We start from the raw sequence: 19,745 nt of genomic DNA, 5'->3' as shown, positions 1-19,745 counted from the left end.
GTTACTTAAACAAACGATTTAAACCATTTAGTGCAGCTACGCGATAGGCTTCAGCCATGGTCGGGTAGTTGAACGTGGTATTTACAAAGTAATCAATGTTATTGCCGCCGTTCTTTTGCTCCATAATAGCTTGACCGATGTGAACGATTTCAGAGGCACGCTCACCGAAGCAGTGCACACCCAGTACTTCTTTGGTATCAACATGGAATAAAATCTTTAAGCTACCTACCTCGGTGCCTGCAATTTGTGCACGCGCTAAATGCTTAAATTGAGCACGGCCTACCTCGTAAGGGACCTTTGCAGCTGTTAATTCTTGCTCTGTTTTACCCACTGAGCTCATTTCAGGGATCGTATAAATACCTGCTGGAATATCAATGATCAGCTTCTCATCGCAATTACCACATGCAATCGCATCGGCTGCAATACGGCCTTGGTCAAATGCCGCACTGGCAAGGCTTGGGTAACCAATGACATCACCTACAGCATAAATGTTATCGACTTCTGTTTGGTATGTTTCGTTCACCTTAAGCTGGCCACGACCATCTGCTTTTAAGCCCACGGCTTCAAGGTTGAGTGTGTCTGTGTTACCCGTACGGCCATTGGCAAATAAAATACAGTCAGCTTTTACGCGCTTACCTGATTTTAAGTGCATTACCACACAATCATCGCGAGTTTCTACGCGATCAAACTCTTCATTATGGCGAATAACAATACCGCTATTCCAAAAGTGATAGCTCAGAGCATCTGAAATTTCTGCATCCATAAAGGCAAGTAGGCGGTCGCGGGTATTCACCAGATCAACTTTGGCACCTAAGCCTTTAAAAATAGAGGCATACTCACAACCAATTACACCGGCACCATAAATCAGCACACGATGAGGGTCATCTTCAAGGCCTAAAATGGTATCGCTGTCGTAAATACGTGGGTGTTTAAAGTCTACACCTGGTGGACGGTAAGGGCGCGAGCCAGTAGCAATAACGATTGTTTGTGCAGTAAGAGTTTCAAACGAACCGTCTAGGTGCGTCACTTTAATGGTGTGTTTATCAATAAACTCAGCGTCACCTTGATACATATGAATGCGATTACGCTCATAAAAGCTGCTGCGTAAATTAGATTGCTTTGAAATGACGTTACTTGCGTGGTGCAATATATCTGGGAAAGTTAAGCGGTTAGGGCGCTCGCTGATATTAAATAGCGGATTTGCTTTATATTCAATATAACGGCTTACAGAATGACGCAATGCTTTTGAAGGAATAGTACCCCAGTGCACACAACCGCCGCCTACCGCTTCTTGACGCTCAATAACAGCGACTTTCTTATTACTTTTAGATAGGTTCATGGCGGTACCTTCACCGCCAGGACCTGTACCTATGATGATCGCATCATATTGATAAGATGGAGTATCTTTTTGCTTTACTTGTTGTTTGGCCACAGCCGCTCCTATGTTAACTAAAAGAGGCTTTTAACAACCTCGCATTTAGTGCAAGCCAAGCCTGCTTTTGGTTTTCCCAAGCGGCTTCAAGCTCGTGATATTGTGTCATTAATGCTGATTTTTCACACTGTTTCATCATTTTATTACGTTTGATTTCTAACACGCGTTTTTGCAAGGCACAGAAGTGTTGCAGTTTTTTCAGCAGTAAATCGTACTCAGATTGTAACAATGTAAGCTTATCTTGCGCTAAAGGCAATTTTGCAAGGCGACCTTGAGTCTTATTCATCAAGGTTTCTGCTTTGGCTTTTTCGATTCGCTCAATCGGTGTGCGCTTTAGTTTTGAAGCAAGGCCGATTGCCGCTAAAGAGCGGATCATCCACTTAGTAGGATCATAGTGATACCACTTAATGCCATTGCGATAGTCGCTAGCAAAAATGTGGTGGAAGTTATGATAGCCTTCACCGTATGTGAATAGCGCTAAAAAACCATTATCACGGGCGGTGTTTTTTTCTGTGTACGGGCGTGAGCCCCAGATATGTGCCAGCGAGTTGATAAAAAAGGTAAAGTGCTGGCTCAATACTAAGCGCAGTAAACCAACCAGTAATAACATGCCCCATACATCGCCAAGCATTAAACCAAGTAGTAAAGGAATACCAAAATTTGTCGCGACGACTAACTTCATATAGTGACGGTGTTGCCACATAACGACTTTGTTTTTTTGTAAGTCACGGCAGTTACTGTAGTTACCATATTGCTCGCCTTGATAATCGCGCAGCATCCAACCGATGTGGCTATACCAAAAGCCATTAGTGGCGGCGTAAGGGTCTTTGATTGGATCATCAACTTGACCATGGTGAATACGGTGATCGCTACTCCAGTGCAAGGCACTGTTTTGTAGAGCAAAAGCACCACCTAAGGCAAAAATCACTTCAATAACAGGGTGCACATCATAGGCTTTGTGTGCCCATAAACGGTGATAACCTGCAGTAATAGAAAGTCCGGCGTAGAACATACAGCCAACAAAGGCTATCCACTGTGTACTGGTGTATCCGTAGCTAAAGCCATACCAAGGAACAAGGGTGATCGCGGCCAAAAATGTAAGGCTAAAAAATAGCACATTGGTCCAAATAATCGGTGGTTTTTTCATCTGAATAAATCTCGGCGTACAGTTGTACGCTAAAATAGTGTTTCATTCTCTCCGCGTCAAGTATTAGACTGTCTCATTAACCGAAAAATCATTAAAAGTTCACGCTGGGAGTTTCCATGTCGGGTGTTAGAGCGCAACAGAAACAAAAAACACGACAAGCACTAATCGAGGCTGCATTCAATCAATTGAGTGCCGATCATAGTTTTTCTAATTTAAGCTTGCGTGAAGTTGCCCGTGAAGCAGGGATTGCACCCACCTCTTTTTACCGCCACTTTAAAGACATGAATGAGCTCGGTTTGACCATGGTTGATGAAGCTGGTTTAACACTTCGCCAGCTTATGCGCCAAGCGCGCCGCCGTATTGAGAGTGGTGGTAGTGTGATCACGACATCAATCGTGACCTTTATGGAGTTTATCGATAACTCGAGCAACCAATTTAGATTGTTATTGCGTGAGCGCTCAGGAACTTCAAAAGCATTTCGTGCTGCGGTTGCTCGTGAAATTAAACATTTCATTTTAGAGCTTGCGCATTACCTTGAAAGCGAAACACCATGCGACCCAACTCATGCATACATTCAAGCCGAAGCTATGGTGACTTTAGTATTTAATGCCGGTGCCGAAGCCCTCGATATTGAAGGGGCACAACGCGAAGAGCTGGTTGAGCGTTTGATCTGGCAATTACGTTATATTGCTCGCGGTGCCACTTTATACGTGCGTGATAGTAATCAATCGCAAAAGTTAATCTAAGCAATAGAAGCTTTACCTTCCGAAACTTTAAACGTTCAATACATTCAATGAGGGTTAATTAACCTTGAAAATGCATTTTTGTGGATTTTTAATTTCATCAAGGCGATTTAAAAATCGTTTTTGTGGAAAAATTATGCTTGCAAGCAAGTTTTTTGAATGTTAAAAATACAGCCACTGAACACACATTTAGTAAATTAAGATGCAAATTACACATTCAATTACATTAAAACTAAACCTCTTACTGCTTAAATCAGTGAGCGGGGCTTAGTGTATTTGCATTTGTAGAACATTAAAAAACCCCGCAACCGCGGGGTTTTTTTTATCTCGCTAATGGGTCATTGGGAACGAGGACAGTTTATGAAAGATAAGGTTTGGATTTTTGACACAACGTTACGTGATGGTGAGCAAGCATTAAAAGCAAGCCTAACCGAAGACGACAAAATTCAACTTGCGCATACCATTAGCCGCTTAAATGTGGATGTAATGGAAGTGGGTTTTCCGGTATCTAGCCCGGCAGATTTTCGCTCTGTACAGCGAATTGCGACTGAAGTGAAAGGGCCGATTATTTGTGGCTTAGCACGTGCTGTAGCAAAAGATATTGAAGCATGTGGTGAAGCGCTTCGCCCGGCGGAGCAAGGCCGTATTCATACATTTATTGCAACCAGCCCATTACACCTTGAACACAAATTACGTATGAGCTTAGACGATGCAACAGCAATGGCTGTTAAGTCGATTAAACTTGCACGTAACTACACGGATGACGTTGAGTTTTCGTGTGAAGATGCAGGTCGTACACCGCATTGGGATTTATGCCGTATCGTTGAAAGTGCCATTGATGCGGGTGCATCAACTATCAACTTACCTGACACCGTAGGCTATGTAACGCCAGACGAATACGCTGCAATGATCCATCACTTAATGAACAATGTGCCAAATATCGACAAGGCGCGTTTAAGCGTGCATTGCCATAACGATTTAGGTTTAGCGGTTGCTAACTCAATCGCAGCGGTACAAGCCGGTGCTCGTCAAATCGAATGTACGATTAATGGTATTGGTGAGCGTGCAGGTAACTGCTCGCTTGAAGAAGTGGCGATGATCATGAAGATGCGTGAAGACCACTTAAAAGTGCATACCGATATTCGCAGTGAAGAAATTTACCGTGCTTCGCGTCAAGTCGCGAAGATTTGTAATATGCCAGTGCAACCAAACAAAGCAATTGTTGGTGAAAACGCCTTTGCACACAGCTCAGGGATCCACCAAGACGGCGTATTAAAAGCACAAAACACTTACGAAATTATGTCGCCAGAAAGTGTTGGTGTACCAAATAACCAATTAAACATGACTTCGCGTTCAGGTCGCCATGTTATTGAGCATCGTTTAGAAGAGTTAGGCTATCAAAAATCTGATTACGATATGGATAGCTTATACACCAGCTTCTTAGCATTAGCAGACCAAAAAGGCACTGTGTATGACTACGACTTAGAAGCGATGATTTACTTTAATCAAATCAAAGATAAAGACGAGAAGTATCAACTTGAGTTTGTTAACTCTACGTCTAACTCACAATCGGTGGCGAGCTCAACAATCGGCATGACAATTGATGGTGAGTCTAAGCAAGAGGCAGCAACAGGTAATGGCCCTGTCGAAGCATCATTCTTAGCAATTGAGCGCTTAACGGGTATGTCGGTTGAAATGATTGAATATAACCTAGAAGCAACAGGCCAAGGTGCCAGCTCGCTAGGACAAGTGAATATTATCGCTAAATACGATGGTCGCCCTTATCACGGCGCGGGCATTGCAGCGGATGTGGTTGAAGCGTCGGTACGCGCCATGATCCGCGTTTATAACTTAATTTATCGTGCACAAAAAGTGTCTGATTTAAAACAACAGAGGAAAGCAGGATGAGTCAATCGAATTACAGTATCGCAGTATTAGCAGGCGACGGGATTGGTCCAGAAGTTATGGCAGCAGCAGAAACCGTCTTGGATGCTGTAAGCGAAAAGTTTGGTTTTACTTTGACTCGTCATCACCACGCGATTGGTGGTGCTGCTATTGATGAGTTTGGTCAGGCGCTACCACAAAGCACACTGAGCGCTTGTGAAAATGCCGATGCGATTTTATTTGGCTCGGTAGGTGGCCCTAAGTGGGAAAACTTACCACCGAATGAGCAACCAGAGCGAGCTTCACTGTTGCCACTGCGTAAGCATTTTGGTTTGTTCTGTAATTTACGCCCAGCACAATTACTACCAGCACTAAGCGCTGCGTCACCGCTTCGTGCAGATATCAGTGCACAAGGCTTTGATATCTTATGTGTTCGCGAGCTAACAGGCGGTATTTATTTCGGTGAAAAAGGCCGCAGTGGCGAAGGGGAACAAGAAGCCGCTTTCGATACCCAAACATATTCACGTAAAGAAATTGAGCGCATCGCACGCTTTGCATTTGAAGCCGCTAAGCTGCGTAGTAATCATGTTACCTCGGTTGATAAAGCGAATGTGTTAGCGACCAGCGTACTTTGGCGTGAAGTGGTCTCTGAAGTGAGCAAAGACTACCCAGAGGTAAGCCTTGACTACATTTATGTTGATAACGCGGCAATGCAGTTAGTTAAACAGCCAAGTCAGTTTGATGTATTACTTTGTGATAACTTATTTGGCGATATTTTGTCTGATGAATGCGCGATGATCACAGGCTCTATGGGCTTATTACCATCAGCGAGTTTGAATCAGTCTGGCTTTGGTTTGTATGAGCCAGCTGGTGGCTCTGCACCAGATATCGCGGGTAAAGGGGTGGCAAACCCTATCGCACAAATTTTAAGTGCTGCGCTTATGCTGCGTTACTCACTAGGTCAAGATGAAGCGGCTCGTACGATTGAAAAAGCGGTAGCAGAAGCGGTTGAAGCCGGTGTCGGTACGCCAGATATCTACCCAAATGCAGGGTACACCACCAGTGATGTTGCTGCGGCAATTGTGGCACGTATTTAATTAAAAATTGTTTGCGCTGAGCTCGTCACTCAGCGTAACTAAAATGAGGGAATAGCAAGTGGCCCAAACCTTATACGATAAAATTTGGCAAGCTCATGTAGTCGCCAGCATAAATGATCAAACCGATTTACTTTATATCGACCGTCACCTAGTTCATGAAGTTACATCGCCGCAAGCCTTTGCGGGTTTACGTGAGAAAAACCGCAAAGTACGTTGCCCAGAAAAAACCTTTGCGACCATGGACCATAACGTTTCAACAAAAAGCCGTTCATTAGATGCTGCGAGTGAAGTGTCGAAAAATCAATTAATGGCACTGGATGCAAACTGTAAAGAGTTTGGTATTCAACTTTATGATTTAAACTCAATAAATCAAGGTATTGTGCATGTAATGGGGCCTGAGCAGGGCATTACCTTACCGGGCACAACCATTGTGTGTGGTGACAGCCATACCTCTACCCATGGTGCATTTGGCGCATTAGCGCACGGTATTGGTACTTCAGAAGTTGAGCATGTTCTAGCCACTCAAACGCTACAGCAGAAAAAAGCCAAGTCGTTAAAAATTCAAATAAATGGTCGCCTACGCCCAACTGTTACTGCCAAAGATTTAATCATGGCAGTGATCGGTAAATTAGGCACTGCGGGTGGTACAGGCTATGTTGCTGAGTTTTGTGGCGAAGGAATCGAAGCGCTGTCTATGGAAGCGCGTATGACGCTTTGTAATATGAGTATTGAAATGGGCGCAAAAGCGGGTTTAATCGCACCAGATCAAACAACTTATGATTATTTAAAAGGTCGCCCATTTGCACCACAAGGTGCTGACTTTGATAGTGCCGTTGCCTATTGGCAAACACTAAAAACAGATGAAGGCGCAGAGTTTGATCATGTTGTTGAATTGGAGGCTGCTGATATTCAACCGCAAATTACTTGGGGTACCAGCCCTGAGCAAGTGATTGGCGTAGATGAATTCATTCCTGATCCTGAGCAAGAACCAGATCTAATCAAAGCTGATGCAATCCGTAGCGCACTAAAATATATGGGCTTAACAGCAGGCGATAAATTGTCTTCAGCAACTGTTGATACCGTGTTTATTGGCTCATGTACAAATAGCCGAATTGAAGATTTACGTGCTGCCGCGCAAATTGTTGAAGGTAAGCAGGTTGCAGCGGGTGTTGAAGCACTGATTGTTCCAGGTTCTGGCCTTGTTAAAAAACAAGCTGAAGACGAAGGCCTTGCAGATATCTTCAAAGCAGCTGGCTTTGAATGGCGTGAGCCAGGTTGTTCAATGTGCTTAGCAATGAATGACGATAGATTAGAAGCCGGTAAACGCTGTGCGTCGACCTCTAATCGTAACTTTGAAGGACGCCAAGGTCGCGGTGGTCGCACTCACTTAGTGAGCCCAGCAATGGCTGCAGCAGCGGCAATTCATGGTCGTTTTGTTGATATCAGAGGAGAAGCCTAATGAGCGTATTTTTTAGTGGCTTAATGGCCCCGTTAGATAAAAACAATGTTGATACTGACCAAATTATTCCAAAGCAGTTTTTAACGTCGACAAGCCGTGATGGCTTTGATGCGGCGCTTTTTTACGATTGGCGTTATTTAGATAACGGCGAGCCAAACCCTGAGTTTATTTTGAACCGCCCTTGTTACCAAGGTGCGCAAATTCTTTTAACTCGCGACAATTTTGGTTGTGGTTCATCGCGTGAGCATGCGCCATGGGCATTAAAGCAATATGGTTTTGAAGTTATCTTAGCGGAAAGTTTTGCCGATATTTTCTTTAATAACTGCGGCAATAACCAAATGCTTGCTATCGCATTACCAGCAGAAACACTTGAGCAATTATTTGTGCTGAGTGAACAGCATGATGATATTCACATTGAAGTTGATTTAGAAAACCAACAGCTTCGTAGCGATAAGTTTGACACTATTCACTTTGATATTCGCCATGATATTAAAGAGCGTTTATTAAGTGGCTTAGACTTTATCGGTGTGACTGAAACACTTAACAGCCAAATTGATGCCTTTGAGCAGCAACTAGCAGTAGAACGCCCTTGGCAATAACCTGGTTTTTCCATGTGAACCTAAACGCGGCCAAGGCCGCGTTTTTTTGTTATTTATCGTAATTGTTTTCTTTATGGCCTTTAAACCATTAGCCTAGACTGAAATTTTATTTAGGGAACACACCATGAAATATTTAGTGGCATCGATGCTCGTGGCAGCATCATCAGTAGCGGCTGCACGACCGGCACCATTAGTGTCAATTCCAAGCCATGATGGCTTTTTTGATAATATTGCTGCCCATTGCGGTAAAGCTTACGAAGGTAAAGTGAGCGTTGATAACGCTGCTGGCCCGAGCTCGTTTGCGGGCAAAAAGTTAGTAATGCATGTACGTCGTTGTAACGAGCGTGAGTTACAAGTGCCATTTCATGTAGGTGATGATGCATCTCGTACTTGGATCATCACAAAAACGGGCAGTGGTTTGAGTTTAAAGCATGACCATCGTCATAAAGATGGCAGCGATGATAAATCAACCATGTATGGTGGCCATACTCTTGATGCGGGTTTTGCTAACGCGCAGTCGTTCCCGGCTGATCAGTATTCAAAAGAGTTGTTTGTGAGCCAAGGTATTCCCCAATCAATGGGTAACACGTGGCAAATGTATATTTATCCTAAGCAATTTACGTATCGCTTAGTGCGTGAAGGGCGTGAATTTCGTGTTGATTTTGACTTAACTAAACCTATCACGCCGCCAAGCGCGCCGTGGGGATATGAAGACTAGTACTATTTAGCTTCGTCTTCACACTGTAAAACAACCGTTAAAGGTGGCTGATAGGCGCGTGGTTTAGTTGGAAAACGTTCATACTCCTGCACCCCATCAGTCACTCTTAGCATAAATGGTTTGTCTCTACATAAGCGACTTGCATGGCGCAGCAAGAATACGCTTTGATTGCGAAAGTGCTTGTAGTCGTCAGACTGAATTTCGAGGTGGTAGCGGCCATCGGCCAATTTAGTTTGGTAGTAGTGGACTTTTTCGTCGAAGTCATAGAGCTTTTCGGTTTCGCCTTTTGCTGCCTGCGCATTACTGCACCCCGCTAACATTAAAACGGCGCTGATTAATAGTGCTAGTGTACTTCTCACTTCACTCATAAACACTTAACTCCATGTGATTAATACCTTGTTTCATCGAGATGTTGAACCTGAATTAGCATCCATAGTCAAACTAAGGTAACGTTACGTCTTACATGTAGTCTAACACCCAAAAAGGGAAAATGTGATGCTCAATAAAATTAAACAGCTGTTTTCAGCGCTGAATGATACCCAATCTAACATTGCTGAGCATGACCTAAAAACCGCCGTTGCTGCGTTATTAATTGAGGTTATGCGTGCAGATAATGAGTTACAAGATGATGAGCAACAGACCCTGAATGAGACCTTAAAGAAGTATTTCTCGCTCAACGAGGAAGAGGTTCAAGAGTTAGTTGCAAGTGCATCGCAAAGCTTAGATGATGCAATAGATTATTTTCAGTTCTCAAAACAAGTTAATGCCCAGTGCAGTGCCGAGCAGCGTATTGAAATCATCGAGCTGTTGTGGCGTTTAGCCTACGCAGATGGCAATTTAGATAAGCATGAAGAAATGGTTATTCGCCGCGTCGCAAGCTTACTGTATGTAACTCATGAAGACTTTATCGCTGCTAAGCTAGCAGCGACAAAGCTAAGTTAGTAGCGATAAAACTAGGCTAGCAATTATTTATTTAATTTGCTCGCTACGCTCACAAGTTGCTGGGCAAGGCTGGCAACTTGCTCGGCTGTATCAGCATCGCTGATGCGGCCTTGCTCATCTAATTTAGTGTGGATAGCAGGCACTGCAAGTTGATCTGCAAGTACTAAACTACCAATACCCGATAAAATATCACGCACGTGATTTAAACCACGTAAGCCACCTAAACCACCCGGTGAAGATGCATAAAGTGCAGTTACTTTATTACGAAATGCAGGTACTGCGCCTTGCTCTGTACGAGATGCCCAATCGATTGCGTTTTTAAGTGGCGCTGTAATTGAGCCGTTATATTCTGGGCTTGCTAATAAAATGCCGTCAGCAGCGCGAAGCTTATCTTTTAATAATTGTGCGCCAGCAGGTGTGCCTTGTGCTTCAATATCTTCATCAAATAAAGGTAAGTCTAAATCACTTAATTTAATCACTTCTACTTCAGCACCACTTTCGAGGGCGAAGCGTGCAGCTTCATTAATCAGTTTTTGATTAAAGCTGTCTTTACGTAGGCTGCCTGCTAGGGCAATAATTTTTGGTGCTGTCATGATGGCTTCCTTTTTTAAGCTTCACTGTTGTTCTGTTCACTGTTGATATACTCACTGTAGCAAAAAACAGCTTGCAGAAAAGCCAAATAAACGCAAAACTTATGTGCGTATATGCACACAAGGAGCCGTTATGGCGATTCAATTTGATGATTGGCAAGATGTAAAAGTCGCTTATGAGGTGGCAAGGCTCGGCACGTTAACCGCTGCTGCCGAATCGTTAGGTGTTCACCACAGCACAGTGCTTAGAAGAATCAATAATTTAGAAGATAACCTAGATGCGCGGTTATTCCACCGCCATGCCCGTGGCTATACAGTGACAGAAATAGGCGCTAAGTTGTTTGCGACTGCAAAATCGATTAACGCTGAACTTGAAAAACTTCACAACGATATTATTGCCGCTGATAGCCAACTACGAGGCAGTTTATTATTAACTACGGTTAGTGGTTTTATTGATGTGCTTAGTGATGTCTGCGAACAGTTTCAAAGTCTGCACCCGCAAGTGCAGCTCGAAGTTATTCTTGATCAAAACCGTTTACGCCTTGATCACGGTCAGGCGCACATTGCTGTGCGAGCGGGTCCTCGGCCTGATGAAGGCGACTATATTGCCCAGCATTTAGCTGAACTTTCGTCAGGGTTTTATGCCTCTAAAAGTTATATTGAAAAGTATGGCATGCCAAAGAGTATTGAGCAGTTGCAACAGCATAGTTTTGTTTCTGGGGTGGCTGGCTACAACGGTAAAGTGCCTTATTTTGCATGGGTAGATCAACATATTGAACCTTCGCAAATTAAGTTACGGGTGTCTGAAACATCAGAAGCAACAAGGGCGATTGTGAGAGGCTTAGGAATTGGTGGTTTACAGCATGAAGTGGCAAGCCAATACCCTGAACTGCTGCCAGTGCTTCCTAAAGAACTAAACTGGCCAACGGATCTTTGGCTGGTAACGCATCACTTGGTGCATCGCACAGCCAAAGTACAAGCATTTAGTCAGCTTTTAAAAGCCTACTTTAAAGATTTAAAAGCTTAAACAGACTTTTTAACGCTAATGCCTAGCCGTTTGGCTAGGCGCACAAGGTTAGCTCTATCAACACTTAAGCTACGTGCTGTGGCAGCCCAGTTTAGGTTATGTAGTTCAAGTTGTTGCATAATCAATTGATAACTAAAAGCGTCAGTTGCCTCTTTCAGCGATAAGCGAGTAGCTTTTTGTTCGTTAACAGCAATTGGGCTTGGTGTTGCAACCGCTGTTTTAGCAATATCACAATGCTCAGGCTCAATAGTGACAATGCTTTGTTGCCATTGTTGCTGCTTGGCTTTGAGTGCTGCGCGGCTGATCACATGTTCAAGCTCTCTCACATTGCCTGGCCAATCATATTGGCGCAGCAGTAATTGTGTATCGCTACTTAGCTTAAGTTGTTTAATCCCTAGTTTTTTAGATGTTTGCTCAATAAAAAAGCCTGCCAATAAAATAACATCGTTATCGCGCTCTTTTAGTGGTGCAACATGCAATGGGTAAACGCTTAAGCGGTGATAAAGGTCTGCACGAAAGCGCCCCGCAGCGACTTCTTGTTTTAAATCGCGGTTGGTTGCTGCAATCACTCTGACATCAACATAACGGCTTTGATCTTCCCCCACCGTTTGTACTTCACCACTTTGTAATACCCGCAATAGCTTACTTTGCATAGCAAGCGGAAGCTCGCCGATTTCATCTAAAAACAGGGTACCACCATCGGCGAGTTGAAACTTACCCTGGCGCGCAGTATGTGCGCCAGTAAATGCGCCTTTACTGTGACCAAAAAATTCACTTTCGGCTAAGTTCTCTGGTAACGATGCGCAGTTTAAGTGGATCAACGGCATGTCGCGGCGTTTTGAGTTTAAATGGATATTGCGGGCAACGAGTTCTTTACCGACGCCTGTATCGCCTTGTATCAATACGCTAAATTCTGAGGCAGCCACCAGTTGAATATCATTTTTAAGGGTCAGTATTGCTTGGCTATTACCAATAATTTCGACACCTTCTCGTGTTAGTGCCTCAAGGTTAAGCTGCTGCGCAACTTGATGGCTGTGCTGTGCATGTTGCCTAAAGTGCTGCAAGGTTAAGGCTTGCTCAACATAACCTGCTGCTAGCTGTTTTAGTTGATTGAGCTCGTTCATTGATAAAGAGTCAAAGGCATGTTCATCTAAACTATCAAAGGTTAAAACACCCAATAGTTCGTTGTTGTTTTTGCTGCTCTGCAGCGGCACACCCATGCAGGCATGAACAGGAAAGTCGCCATGCTGGCTTTGTAATAAACCATCGTAGGGGTCGGGTAGGCCACAATCTTTGGCAAATTTTAGCGGCTCACTGCCACGGCATATTTCAAATAAACGCGGATGCTCCGCTATTTTAAAGCGTCTTCCTAACGTATCGTCCGACAATCCATGAAGGGCTACGGGCTTTAATACATCACCTTGTTTCAATAATAAGGCCACTGCATCACATTCAAGCCAATCATTAATGCAACTCAATAAATAACTGAAATTATGATCAACACTGCTTGCTTTGGTAAGTGCAAGTGCAACATCAAGAAGGGATTTTTTGAACGTCATGTCAATTTGACCTGAATGTGTTTTATTGATGTTTTTAATGGTGTGTCATTTTGACTTTTTTATCAAGTGTTTAAAATTAATGCATTGATATTTAATGGTTTTTATTTCTGGCTCGAACTGTGCAATAGCAGGTGAAATTAAACGCTGAGAGCACGAATGAAAGTCATTAATTTAACTGAACCTATGCCAACTAAGATCAAATTTTATCAACTCAGCCAGTGGCCGCTATGGGCATTAGCATTTCGGCCTTTTTTCTTGGCGGCAGGTGCCTTAGCTGTATTTGCTATGAGTTACTGGTTTTTAATCTTAGCGGGCTATGCACAGTGGCACCTAACAATGCCCGCAACGCTTTGGCATGCTCATGAAATGCTGTTTGGTTTTGCAGGCGTGGTTGCTATGGGATTTTTGCTCACCGCCGCACAAACTTGGACAGGTGTGCCGAGTGTAAGTGGTATTAAGCTTTGTTTGCTGAGCATGATTTGGCTTGCTGCACGGCTTAGTTTTTTTATTGATATTGCAGGGTTCGAGCAGCTTAACCTATATATCGTTAGTGCATTACAACTCGTTTGGTGGCTAGCTGGAATTATTATTTTAGCTGACATGCTGATACAGGCGAAAAGCAGCCATAACTACTTATTTGTTGTCATCGCATCTTTGCTCTGTGCACTCAATGTGATTTTTTTGAGCTTAGTTGTACTTAATAAAATGTCGCTGGCACTGGGGGTTGTTGATACCGCTGTACTTATCATGACACTGCTAGTTGGTGTTGTCGCTGGGCGAGTTGTGCCATTTTTTACCGCACGCGGTCTTAATTTAAGTGAACAAGTTAGCACCCCCAAACTTGATAAATTAGTCGTTGTTAGCTCATTTTTCGCCATTGCGTGGTTTTTTATGAGTCAGCTATTTTTTAGCGCAATGAGTACCGGCTGGATCTTTGCTTGGCTTGCCTGTTTACATGGGGCTCGGTGTGTTTTGTGGTGGCATAAAGGGATTTTAAAAGTGTCTTTGCTATGGTCATTACACGTAGCTTATTGGGCTTTATCGGTTGGTTTAATACTTATCGCGCTCAGTTATTTCAGCTCTATTATCTTATTCAAAGATGCGCTTCATTTGATCACTGTTGGCACCATCGGTGTGATGATCATCGCCATGATGGTACGTGTCTCTCACGGTCACACAGGGCGCGCATTACAAGCCCCTGCATACATTAGTTTGGCATTTGTACTCATTGCGTTAGCTGCCATTGTACGCTCGTTACTTCCCGTTTACTTAGGTCATCACCTTGCATGGCAGTTAAGTGCGTTGCTGTGGGTTGCTGGCTTTAGCTTATTTTTATTTCATTGTGCGCCCATCTTAGTGAATCGTCGTGTTGATGGTCGCCGCGGTTAATCTCTCCAATAGGAAAAACTATGTTATCTGAAAAAACGATCCAGATTGTTAAAAGTACTTTGCCTTTACTTGCACAAGCAGGCCCTCAAGTGACTGAGTATTTTTATGATCGTATGTTTAGCTACAACCCAGAGCTTAAAAATATTTTTAATATGACACACCAGCAATCGGGCTCTCAGCAATTTGCGCTATTTAATGCCTTAGCTGCCTACGCGGCAAATATTGATAACTTGGCAGTGTTAAAAGGTGCGCTTGCGCGCATTAATCATAAACACACCAGTTACCATATTTTGCCAGAGCATTATCCTATTGTAGGTGGACACTTAATTGCGACTTTAAAAGAGTTATTGCCTGAACAATTTACCCCTGAGGTCGAGTATGCATGGCGTGAAGCCTATTCATTATTAGCAGATGTATGTATTAACGAGGAGATGTCGTTATATCAAAAAACCAAAAAGGCACCGGGAGGCTGGTTTGGTACCCGTACTGTCACTATTACAGAAAAACGTATGGAGTCATCGCAAATTTGTAGTTTCACATTAACGCCTGCCGATGCAAAGCCTGTTGTGGCGTATTTACCGGGCCAATATTTAGGGATTAAAGTAACGCCTGCAAACAGTGATTTAACGCAAGTTAGGCAATACTCTTTATCGCAGCAAAGTAATGGCCGCAATTACCGTATTAGCGTTAAAAAAGAAGGCTTGGTATCTAACTATCTACACAGCTTAACTGAGGGGGATGAGGTAGAAATTTACCCACCTGCAGGCGACTTTGTGCTTCGCGAAATCGACTCGCCTGTCGTGTTGATTTCAGCGGGAGTTGGTCAAACCCCGATGATGGCGATGCTAGAAACACTATTAAGTAATCAACATAATCAGCCAATTCATTACCTGCATGCTTGCGACAGTGAGACGCAGTTTGCCTTTAAAGAGTACTTATTTAAGCAACAGCAAGCGCACGCTTCATTACATTGTGTTACCTGGTTTAAAGATGGCAAGGGGGGGAATTTTGCGGGCTTAATGGATGTAAACCACATCGCTGACAGCTTACCAATAAGCAAAGGTGACTTTTACCTGTGTGGCCCAATCGCATTTATGGCAATGATAAAAGAGCAACTACTAGGTATTGGGGTTGCAAGTGAACGCATTCATTATGAGGTGTTTGGTCCTCACCAAAGCCTATGATGTAAAAGGCGCAGCTTAAGCTGCGCCTTTTTGTTAGTTAACTTCGCACTCTACATTAGGAAGTGGAATACGGAGCTCTTTTTTGGGGTAGTAAAGCAGGCATTGCTCGCCTGCTTTTTGCAACACAAACTTCTCAGAAGGAATTGAATGGGCACCCATAATTGGCAGGCCATCAGGCCCTTTGTTGGTGCCGTGGTCAATCAGTAACTCTGCGCTTTTAGTAAACACATCATCGGCTAAGGTGACCAGTGCACCGCCCTTAGCAGACTGAATAGCCTGCTGTATATCAGTAATCACTCCCGGGTTTACCCGAACAAGCGTAGCATCTTGCGGTTGCTCTGCTTGAGTACTTTTACAGCCTGCGATACTTGCCAGTAAGGTGCAGGTTAATAACAATGCTTTATTCATTATCACCTTCCTTAGCTGGTAGTGGACGGGTTAAATCCATGTTGTCTTTGTAAAGCGGTTGCTTGATCTTAAGTGGTAGCCCAGCCTCTTGAGTTGCTTGCGATGTAAAGCTAGATTGCTTAGCACTTGATGACTCAACCACAATTGGGCAGGTATTATTATCAATGTGATAAAGCGCGGTTGCTAATAAGTTTTCCTGACTATCACCTAGTTTGTTGTCAAAGTCATCTGCAACTTCACATCCTCTTACATCTGCATCAAACTGAGGTGAGGGAGTTGGCTTTAAACCGTCTGAGTATTCACCAAAACCTTTGTCATTTGCGCCCGAAAATTGAATTGTATAGTAAGTGGTCGCACAGTTATGCGTTGGGGTAAAGCCGTAGGGTTTGCCGCAGGTAGTGCCACCAATTAGGATCACCTCAGCATCGATACCTTTTAAACCATTAATGAACGCCTCTGAAGCGGAGCAGGTGTTATCTGTACTTAACACATACACTTTTGAGAGGTTTAGGTCGGGTAAAGTATTACCCGTTGATCTGAAGGTAGAGTAATCGACTTCAACATCAATAAACGGATATGGGTCCTCTTGCGGCTGTTTATCGTTTTGAATCGTTTGATAATAATCGAAATCATCGGTATTCGCCGGGCCAGCAACCATATAGGCAAGTTGCGATGAAAGCGCTAATAAGCCACCACCGTTATATCTAAAGTCGATAACCAATTCATCAATATTGTCGGCTTTGAACTTGTTCACCGCATTTATCAGCTTAGGCTGAGCAATACTGATAAAGCTATTAAATTGCATATAACCCACTTTTGTACCGTTGCCAGTTGTTAAGGTATTCACATTCTGAACGGGTGATTGGGTTATATTTCCTGCAACTAGAGTAAACGACTTTTCGGTGCCATCGTTACTTTGTACAACAAAGTTGTGAGAGTCGCCAGCCGTCGGTCCAAATAGCGCTTCATTTAAAATATCTATGCCTTCTTGGGTATTAGTGTTAATACTAACGTCGTCGACCATTAAAATGGTATCACCGCGTTGTAACCCTGCATTTGCAGCCGGTGAGTCATCCTCTAAATAGGCAACACGCAACTCTCGTGGTGGAACATTACTGATAAATGCCCAATTGATACCATAGCCAGAAACCACACCTGATTGAGCCTCTTGATAATATTCTTCTGTCGGTCTGCTGAAATGAAAGTTGTCTTTAGAAGCACCAGAATCAGTTGTTTCGAAGGTCTTTAACTGATCAAAATAAGCGGCGACAGAGCTGAAGTTGTCAGGATTGTTGTCTTCTATTTCATCGTACCAAAGGTAGGTTTCGTCACTCCATGAACGTAGCCACATCTTCTCAGTAAATTCAGACCCTGCTGTATCTGGGTAAGGTTGATTATTGTTATATGGATCATTGCCAGTACGTGGTACGGCGCATTGATCTTTAAACTCGCTCGATGGCTCAAAAACACCAGCCGTCCAAGTGGGTTCTGAAGTTGTTGGTGGCGGATTGGTAGTATCGGTATTACTCGATGAGCCACCGCCGCCACAGCCAGATAGAGACGCGCCTGAGGCCGCTAAAAAAACGGCTAAAGCAAGTTTATTGTTGGTAAACATGAGAGCTTCCTTTGCGATAGTAATTGACTAAAAACTAGCAATTACCTGCTATGAAAGCAATAAGTTATAGCGTCTGAAATGTAAACGAATGTGCTTTTTAGTTATAAAGACTTATGATTGCTAATTTCTGCTATTTCAATCTTTTGCCACGATTCAAACAGCTTGCGTTGTTTGTCAGATATTTTTAAGCCATAGGTTTTTTGCATATAAAAATAGGTAGCGGCTATTTTCTTTCTTGCATAAATAGGTGGCTCAAATACGCGTTGCTTAAAATCGATTTTTACAGGGCATGCTCCGTAACTTGCGCTTGATGTTGACACCATGCCGTAGCGAAAGTTTGAACGGTCTGCATTGATCTCGCCTATAGCAGGTGCAAGGTTATTAATATCAGCTTCCATTTGACGAAACTTTTCACTGACCTTTTTACAGTTTTTGCGACCACCATCCTGCCAGCACTGTAATTGGTGGCCAAACTCCCAGGCAGGCACAATGTGCTCCCACTCTATTCTTTTTGCGCGAGCATTCTCTTTTCCTGAGCGGGTGACTGGGTTTCTTGGGATATAACCACACGCATTAGGGTCTGGCACAAGCTTTTTACCTTGGCGCTTGATATCGCAACCACAATATAAGCTTTTACTATTACTTGGAATGTTTTTAATTAAGTGCTTTTTGGCACTGTAAAAGCTCGAAAATTCTTTAGCGGATATAGGAAAAGTGAAAATAAAACAAAGGGCTAAGTATAGAAATAAACGCATATCCATCACATCAGTGAACTACAGGAGTCGCCATTTTAGAGCTACTATTCTAAAAAGGAAAAGTTTTTCAACTCAGCTATAGTTGTTAGGCCGTTTTTATTAAAGGAATTACAACCATGTTATTAGGTGCTTTTTCTGTAAGTCTAAATGTAAAAGATATTCGTGCTTCAAAGCAGTTTTATGAAAAGCTAGGTTTCAAAGAGTTTGCTGGGGAGATAGAACAGCATTGGCTAATAATGAAAAACGGTGAACATTTGATAGGTTTGTTTCAAGGTATGTTTGATAAAACCATGCTGACCTTTAATCCTGGGTGGGATCAAAATGCTGAAACTTTGGATGAATTTGCAACCTTTGAGCAATTAGCTGCACATTTTCAGCAACAAGGATTAGAAATACAAAAGGCCGGTGACGCAAGTTTTATTATCACCGACCCAGATGGCAATCCTATTTTGATTGACCAACACGTGTAGCTGGCTTTTTACGTTTAATTCGAACGTTTTGCAGTAACAAAAGAATTCCTGTAATACAAAACAGTACGCTGGTGGCTGAGAAGCTGATGAGTAGTGGGTTATTAAAGTTCTCACGCTCATCATAATCCATAATGTGTAGCATCCAGAAAAAGTCGAAAATGCGCCACAGGGTGCTGCGCACCGTAATAACTTTACCGGTTTGGCTATCTAAATATAAGGTTGTTGTTAACCAATCATCGAAGCTAACTTGCCAAACATTGGCTTTGTGACCGACTTCTCTAGGCCCTTTTGTTAATAACTGCGCTTGCGTTATTTTTGCGTCAATAAGCAAATGGGCTTGTGCATTTTCAATGATTTGCGCTTTACTCGGTGCAGGCATTTTAGCACCTGTTCTGCCATCAAAAGTAAGCGTACCGCTAGAGGATGTGACTTCTATAATCGGGGTATTCAAAAAATGGCTATATTTAATACCTTCGATTTGCTCAAATTGCGCTGTTATTTTATCAATTGAAGCAGGGGAGTCCGACAATAAAAATGGGCTACTTAAACTGCGATTAGCCAGATGCTTACCATGCACTTTTTCAAGTGGTAATGAGCTCATCACAAGCCCACCTAAAAGCCAAAAAAAGATCTGTAAAGCAAGTAAATAACCAAGCCATTTATGCCCTTTACGAGCATACTTAAACAGGCGTTTATTCATTATTACCCCGTTATTATTGTTATGTGG

At 43.1% G+C, this 19,745-nt stretch carries 20 protein-coding genes; 11 read left to right on the top strand and 9 right to left on the bottom strand.

The features are described 5' to 3' along the window. Window position 1: 1 nt before the first annotated feature. Together sthA and KQP93_RS16715 are read right to left on the bottom strand one after the other, a co-directional pair. Window positions 2-1,432 (bottom strand): Si-specific NAD(P)(+) transhydrogenase, encoded by a 1,431-nt coding sequence (gene sthA, locus KQP93_RS16720; RefSeq protein WP_217875279.1) that lies wholly within the window; start codon window positions 1,430-1,432, stop codon window positions 2-4. Window positions 1,433-1,445: 13 nt separating this feature from the next. Next, entirely contained in the window at window positions 1,446-2,579 is a 1,134-nt protein-coding gene (locus tag KQP93_RS16715; RefSeq protein WP_058586121.1) for an acyl-CoA desaturase, read from the bottom strand. Between the two features lie 116 nt (window positions 2,580-2,695). Between KQP93_RS16715 and fabR the strand changes: the two genes are divergently transcribed. The 6 genes from fabR to KQP93_RS16685 all read left to right on the top strand — a co-directional run bounded on the left by fabR (window position 2,696) and on the right by KQP93_RS16685 (window position 9,079). After that, window positions 2,696-3,325 carry an HTH-type transcriptional repressor FabR gene (gene fabR / locus KQP93_RS16710; RefSeq protein ID WP_130050297.1) on the top strand — a complete coding sequence of 210 codons (630 nt, stop codon included), beginning with the start codon at window positions 2,696-2,698 and terminating at the stop codon, window positions 3,323-3,325. 357 nt (window positions 3,326-3,682) lie between these two features. Further along, on the top strand, window positions 3,683-5,230 hold the full coding sequence (leuA, locus tag KQP93_RS16705) for a 2-isopropylmalate synthase (RefSeq protein ID WP_062564775.1): 1,548 nt from the start codon (window positions 3,683-3,685) through the stop codon (window positions 5,228-5,230). Next, the gene (gene leuB / locus KQP93_RS16700; RefSeq protein WP_054554475.1) at window positions 5,227-6,303 is read left to right on the top strand and encodes a 3-isopropylmalate dehydrogenase; all 1,077 of its coding nucleotides are present in this window, start codon (window positions 5,227-5,229) and stop codon (window positions 6,301-6,303) included. Before leuA ends, leuB begins: the two co-directional genes overlap by 4 nt. Before the next feature lie 58 nt (window positions 6,304-6,361). Continuing rightward, the gene (leuC, locus tag KQP93_RS16695; RefSeq protein WP_054562895.1) at window positions 6,362-7,762 is read left to right on the top strand and encodes a 3-isopropylmalate dehydratase large subunit; all 1,401 of its coding nucleotides are present in this window, start codon (window positions 6,362-6,364) and stop codon (window positions 7,760-7,762) included. Then, window positions 7,762-8,361 (top strand): 3-isopropylmalate dehydratase small subunit, encoded by a 600-nt coding sequence (leuD, locus tag KQP93_RS16690; RefSeq protein ID WP_138618464.1) that lies wholly within the window; start codon window positions 7,762-7,764, stop codon window positions 8,359-8,361. The genes leuC and leuD overlap by 1 nt, the downstream gene beginning before the upstream one ends. A 124-nt stretch (window positions 8,362-8,485) precedes the next feature. Next, on the top strand, window positions 8,486-9,079 hold the full coding sequence (locus KQP93_RS16685) for a hypothetical protein (protein ID WP_054562892.1): 594 nt from the start codon (window positions 8,486-8,488) through the stop codon (window positions 9,077-9,079). Between the two features lie 2 nt (window positions 9,080-9,081). On the opposite strand, the gene KQP93_RS16680 is transcribed toward KQP93_RS16685, so the two are convergent. Continuing rightward, a complete protein-coding gene (locus KQP93_RS16680; protein WP_217875278.1) occupies window positions 9,082-9,447 on the bottom strand; it encodes a hypothetical protein in 366 nt (121 codons plus the stop codon). Between the two features lie 127 nt (window positions 9,448-9,574). Here KQP93_RS16680 and KQP93_RS16675 point away from each other — a divergent pair, with 127 nt between their 5' ends. Continuing rightward, a complete protein-coding gene (locus KQP93_RS16675) occupies window positions 9,575-10,021 on the top strand; it encodes a TerB family tellurite resistance protein (protein WP_055198598.1) in 447 nt (148 codons plus the stop codon). Window positions 10,022-10,044: 23 nt separating this feature from the next. On the opposite strand, the gene KQP93_RS16670 is transcribed toward KQP93_RS16675, so the two are convergent. After that, complete coding sequence (locus KQP93_RS16670) at window positions 10,045-10,614, bottom strand: NADPH-dependent FMN reductase (RefSeq protein WP_054562889.1); 570 nt, start codon at window positions 10,612-10,614, stop codon at window positions 10,045-10,047. Between the two features lie 130 nt (window positions 10,615-10,744). Here KQP93_RS16670 and KQP93_RS16665 point away from each other — a divergent pair, with 130 nt between their 5' ends. Beyond that, window positions 10,745-11,638, top strand: a complete 894-nt coding sequence (locus KQP93_RS16665) for a LysR family transcriptional regulator (protein ID WP_217875277.1) — start codon at window positions 10,745-10,747, stop codon at window positions 11,636-11,638. Here the strand turns inward: KQP93_RS16665 and norR are convergent. Then, on the bottom strand, window positions 11,635-13,197 hold the full coding sequence (gene norR / locus KQP93_RS16660) for a nitric oxide reductase transcriptional regulator NorR (protein WP_217875276.1): 1,563 nt from the start codon (window positions 13,195-13,197) through the stop codon (window positions 11,635-11,637). The two genes, KQP93_RS16665 and norR, sit on opposite strands and share 4 nt — an antisense overlap. A gap of 156 nt (window positions 13,198-13,353) precedes the next feature. On the opposite strand from norR, the gene KQP93_RS16655 reads away from it, so the two are divergent. Both KQP93_RS16655 and hmpA read left to right on the top strand, forming a co-directional pair. Then, a complete protein-coding gene (locus KQP93_RS16655; RefSeq protein ID WP_217875275.1) occupies window positions 13,354-14,586 on the top strand; it encodes an NnrS family protein in 1,233 nt (410 codons plus the stop codon). A gap of 20 nt (window positions 14,587-14,606) precedes the next feature. Next, window positions 14,607-15,770, top strand: a complete 1,164-nt coding sequence (hmpA, locus tag KQP93_RS16650) for an NO-inducible flavohemoprotein (RefSeq protein ID WP_217875274.1) — start codon at window positions 14,607-14,609, stop codon at window positions 15,768-15,770. Window positions 15,771-15,803: 33 nt separating this feature from the next. Here the strand turns inward: hmpA and KQP93_RS16645 are convergent, their stop codons facing one another. From KQP93_RS16645 to KQP93_RS16635, 3 genes are all read right to left on the bottom strand, one after another. Then, on the bottom strand, window positions 15,804-16,178 hold the full coding sequence (locus KQP93_RS16645; RefSeq protein ID WP_217875273.1) for a hypothetical protein: 375 nt from the start codon (window positions 16,176-16,178) through the stop codon (window positions 15,804-15,806). Next, window positions 16,171-17,793 (bottom strand): S41 family peptidase, encoded by a 1,623-nt coding sequence (locus tag KQP93_RS16640; RefSeq protein WP_217875272.1) that lies wholly within the window; start codon window positions 17,791-17,793, stop codon window positions 16,171-16,173. The genes KQP93_RS16645 and KQP93_RS16640 overlap by 8 nt, the downstream gene beginning before the upstream one ends. A gap of 101 nt (window positions 17,794-17,894) precedes the next feature. Then, the gene (locus tag KQP93_RS16635; protein ID WP_217875271.1) at window positions 17,895-18,548 is read right to left on the bottom strand and encodes an endonuclease; all 654 of its coding nucleotides are present in this window, start codon (window positions 18,546-18,548) and stop codon (window positions 17,895-17,897) included. Window positions 18,549-18,664: 116 nt separating this feature from the next. On the opposite strand from KQP93_RS16635, the gene KQP93_RS16630 reads away from it, so the two are divergent. Then, complete coding sequence (locus tag KQP93_RS16630) at window positions 18,665-19,018, top strand: VOC family protein (RefSeq protein WP_217875270.1); 354 nt, start codon at window positions 18,665-18,667, stop codon at window positions 19,016-19,018. Here KQP93_RS16630 and KQP93_RS16625 read toward each other — a convergent pair. Next, entirely contained in the window at window positions 18,993-19,718 is a 726-nt protein-coding gene (locus KQP93_RS16625; RefSeq protein WP_217875269.1) for a hypothetical protein, read from the bottom strand. The two genes, KQP93_RS16630 and KQP93_RS16625, sit on opposite strands and share 26 nt — an antisense overlap. Window positions 19,719-19,745: the final 27 nt, after the last annotated feature.

The sequence above is a fragment of the Pseudoalteromonas shioyasakiensis genome (genome assembly GCF_019134595.1).
In the GTDB taxonomy this organism is placed as follows: domain Bacteria; phylum Pseudomonadota; class Gammaproteobacteria; order Enterobacterales; family Alteromonadaceae; genus Pseudoalteromonas; species Pseudoalteromonas shioyasakiensis_A.
This window is presented reverse-complemented; position numbering and strand designations above follow the sequence as displayed.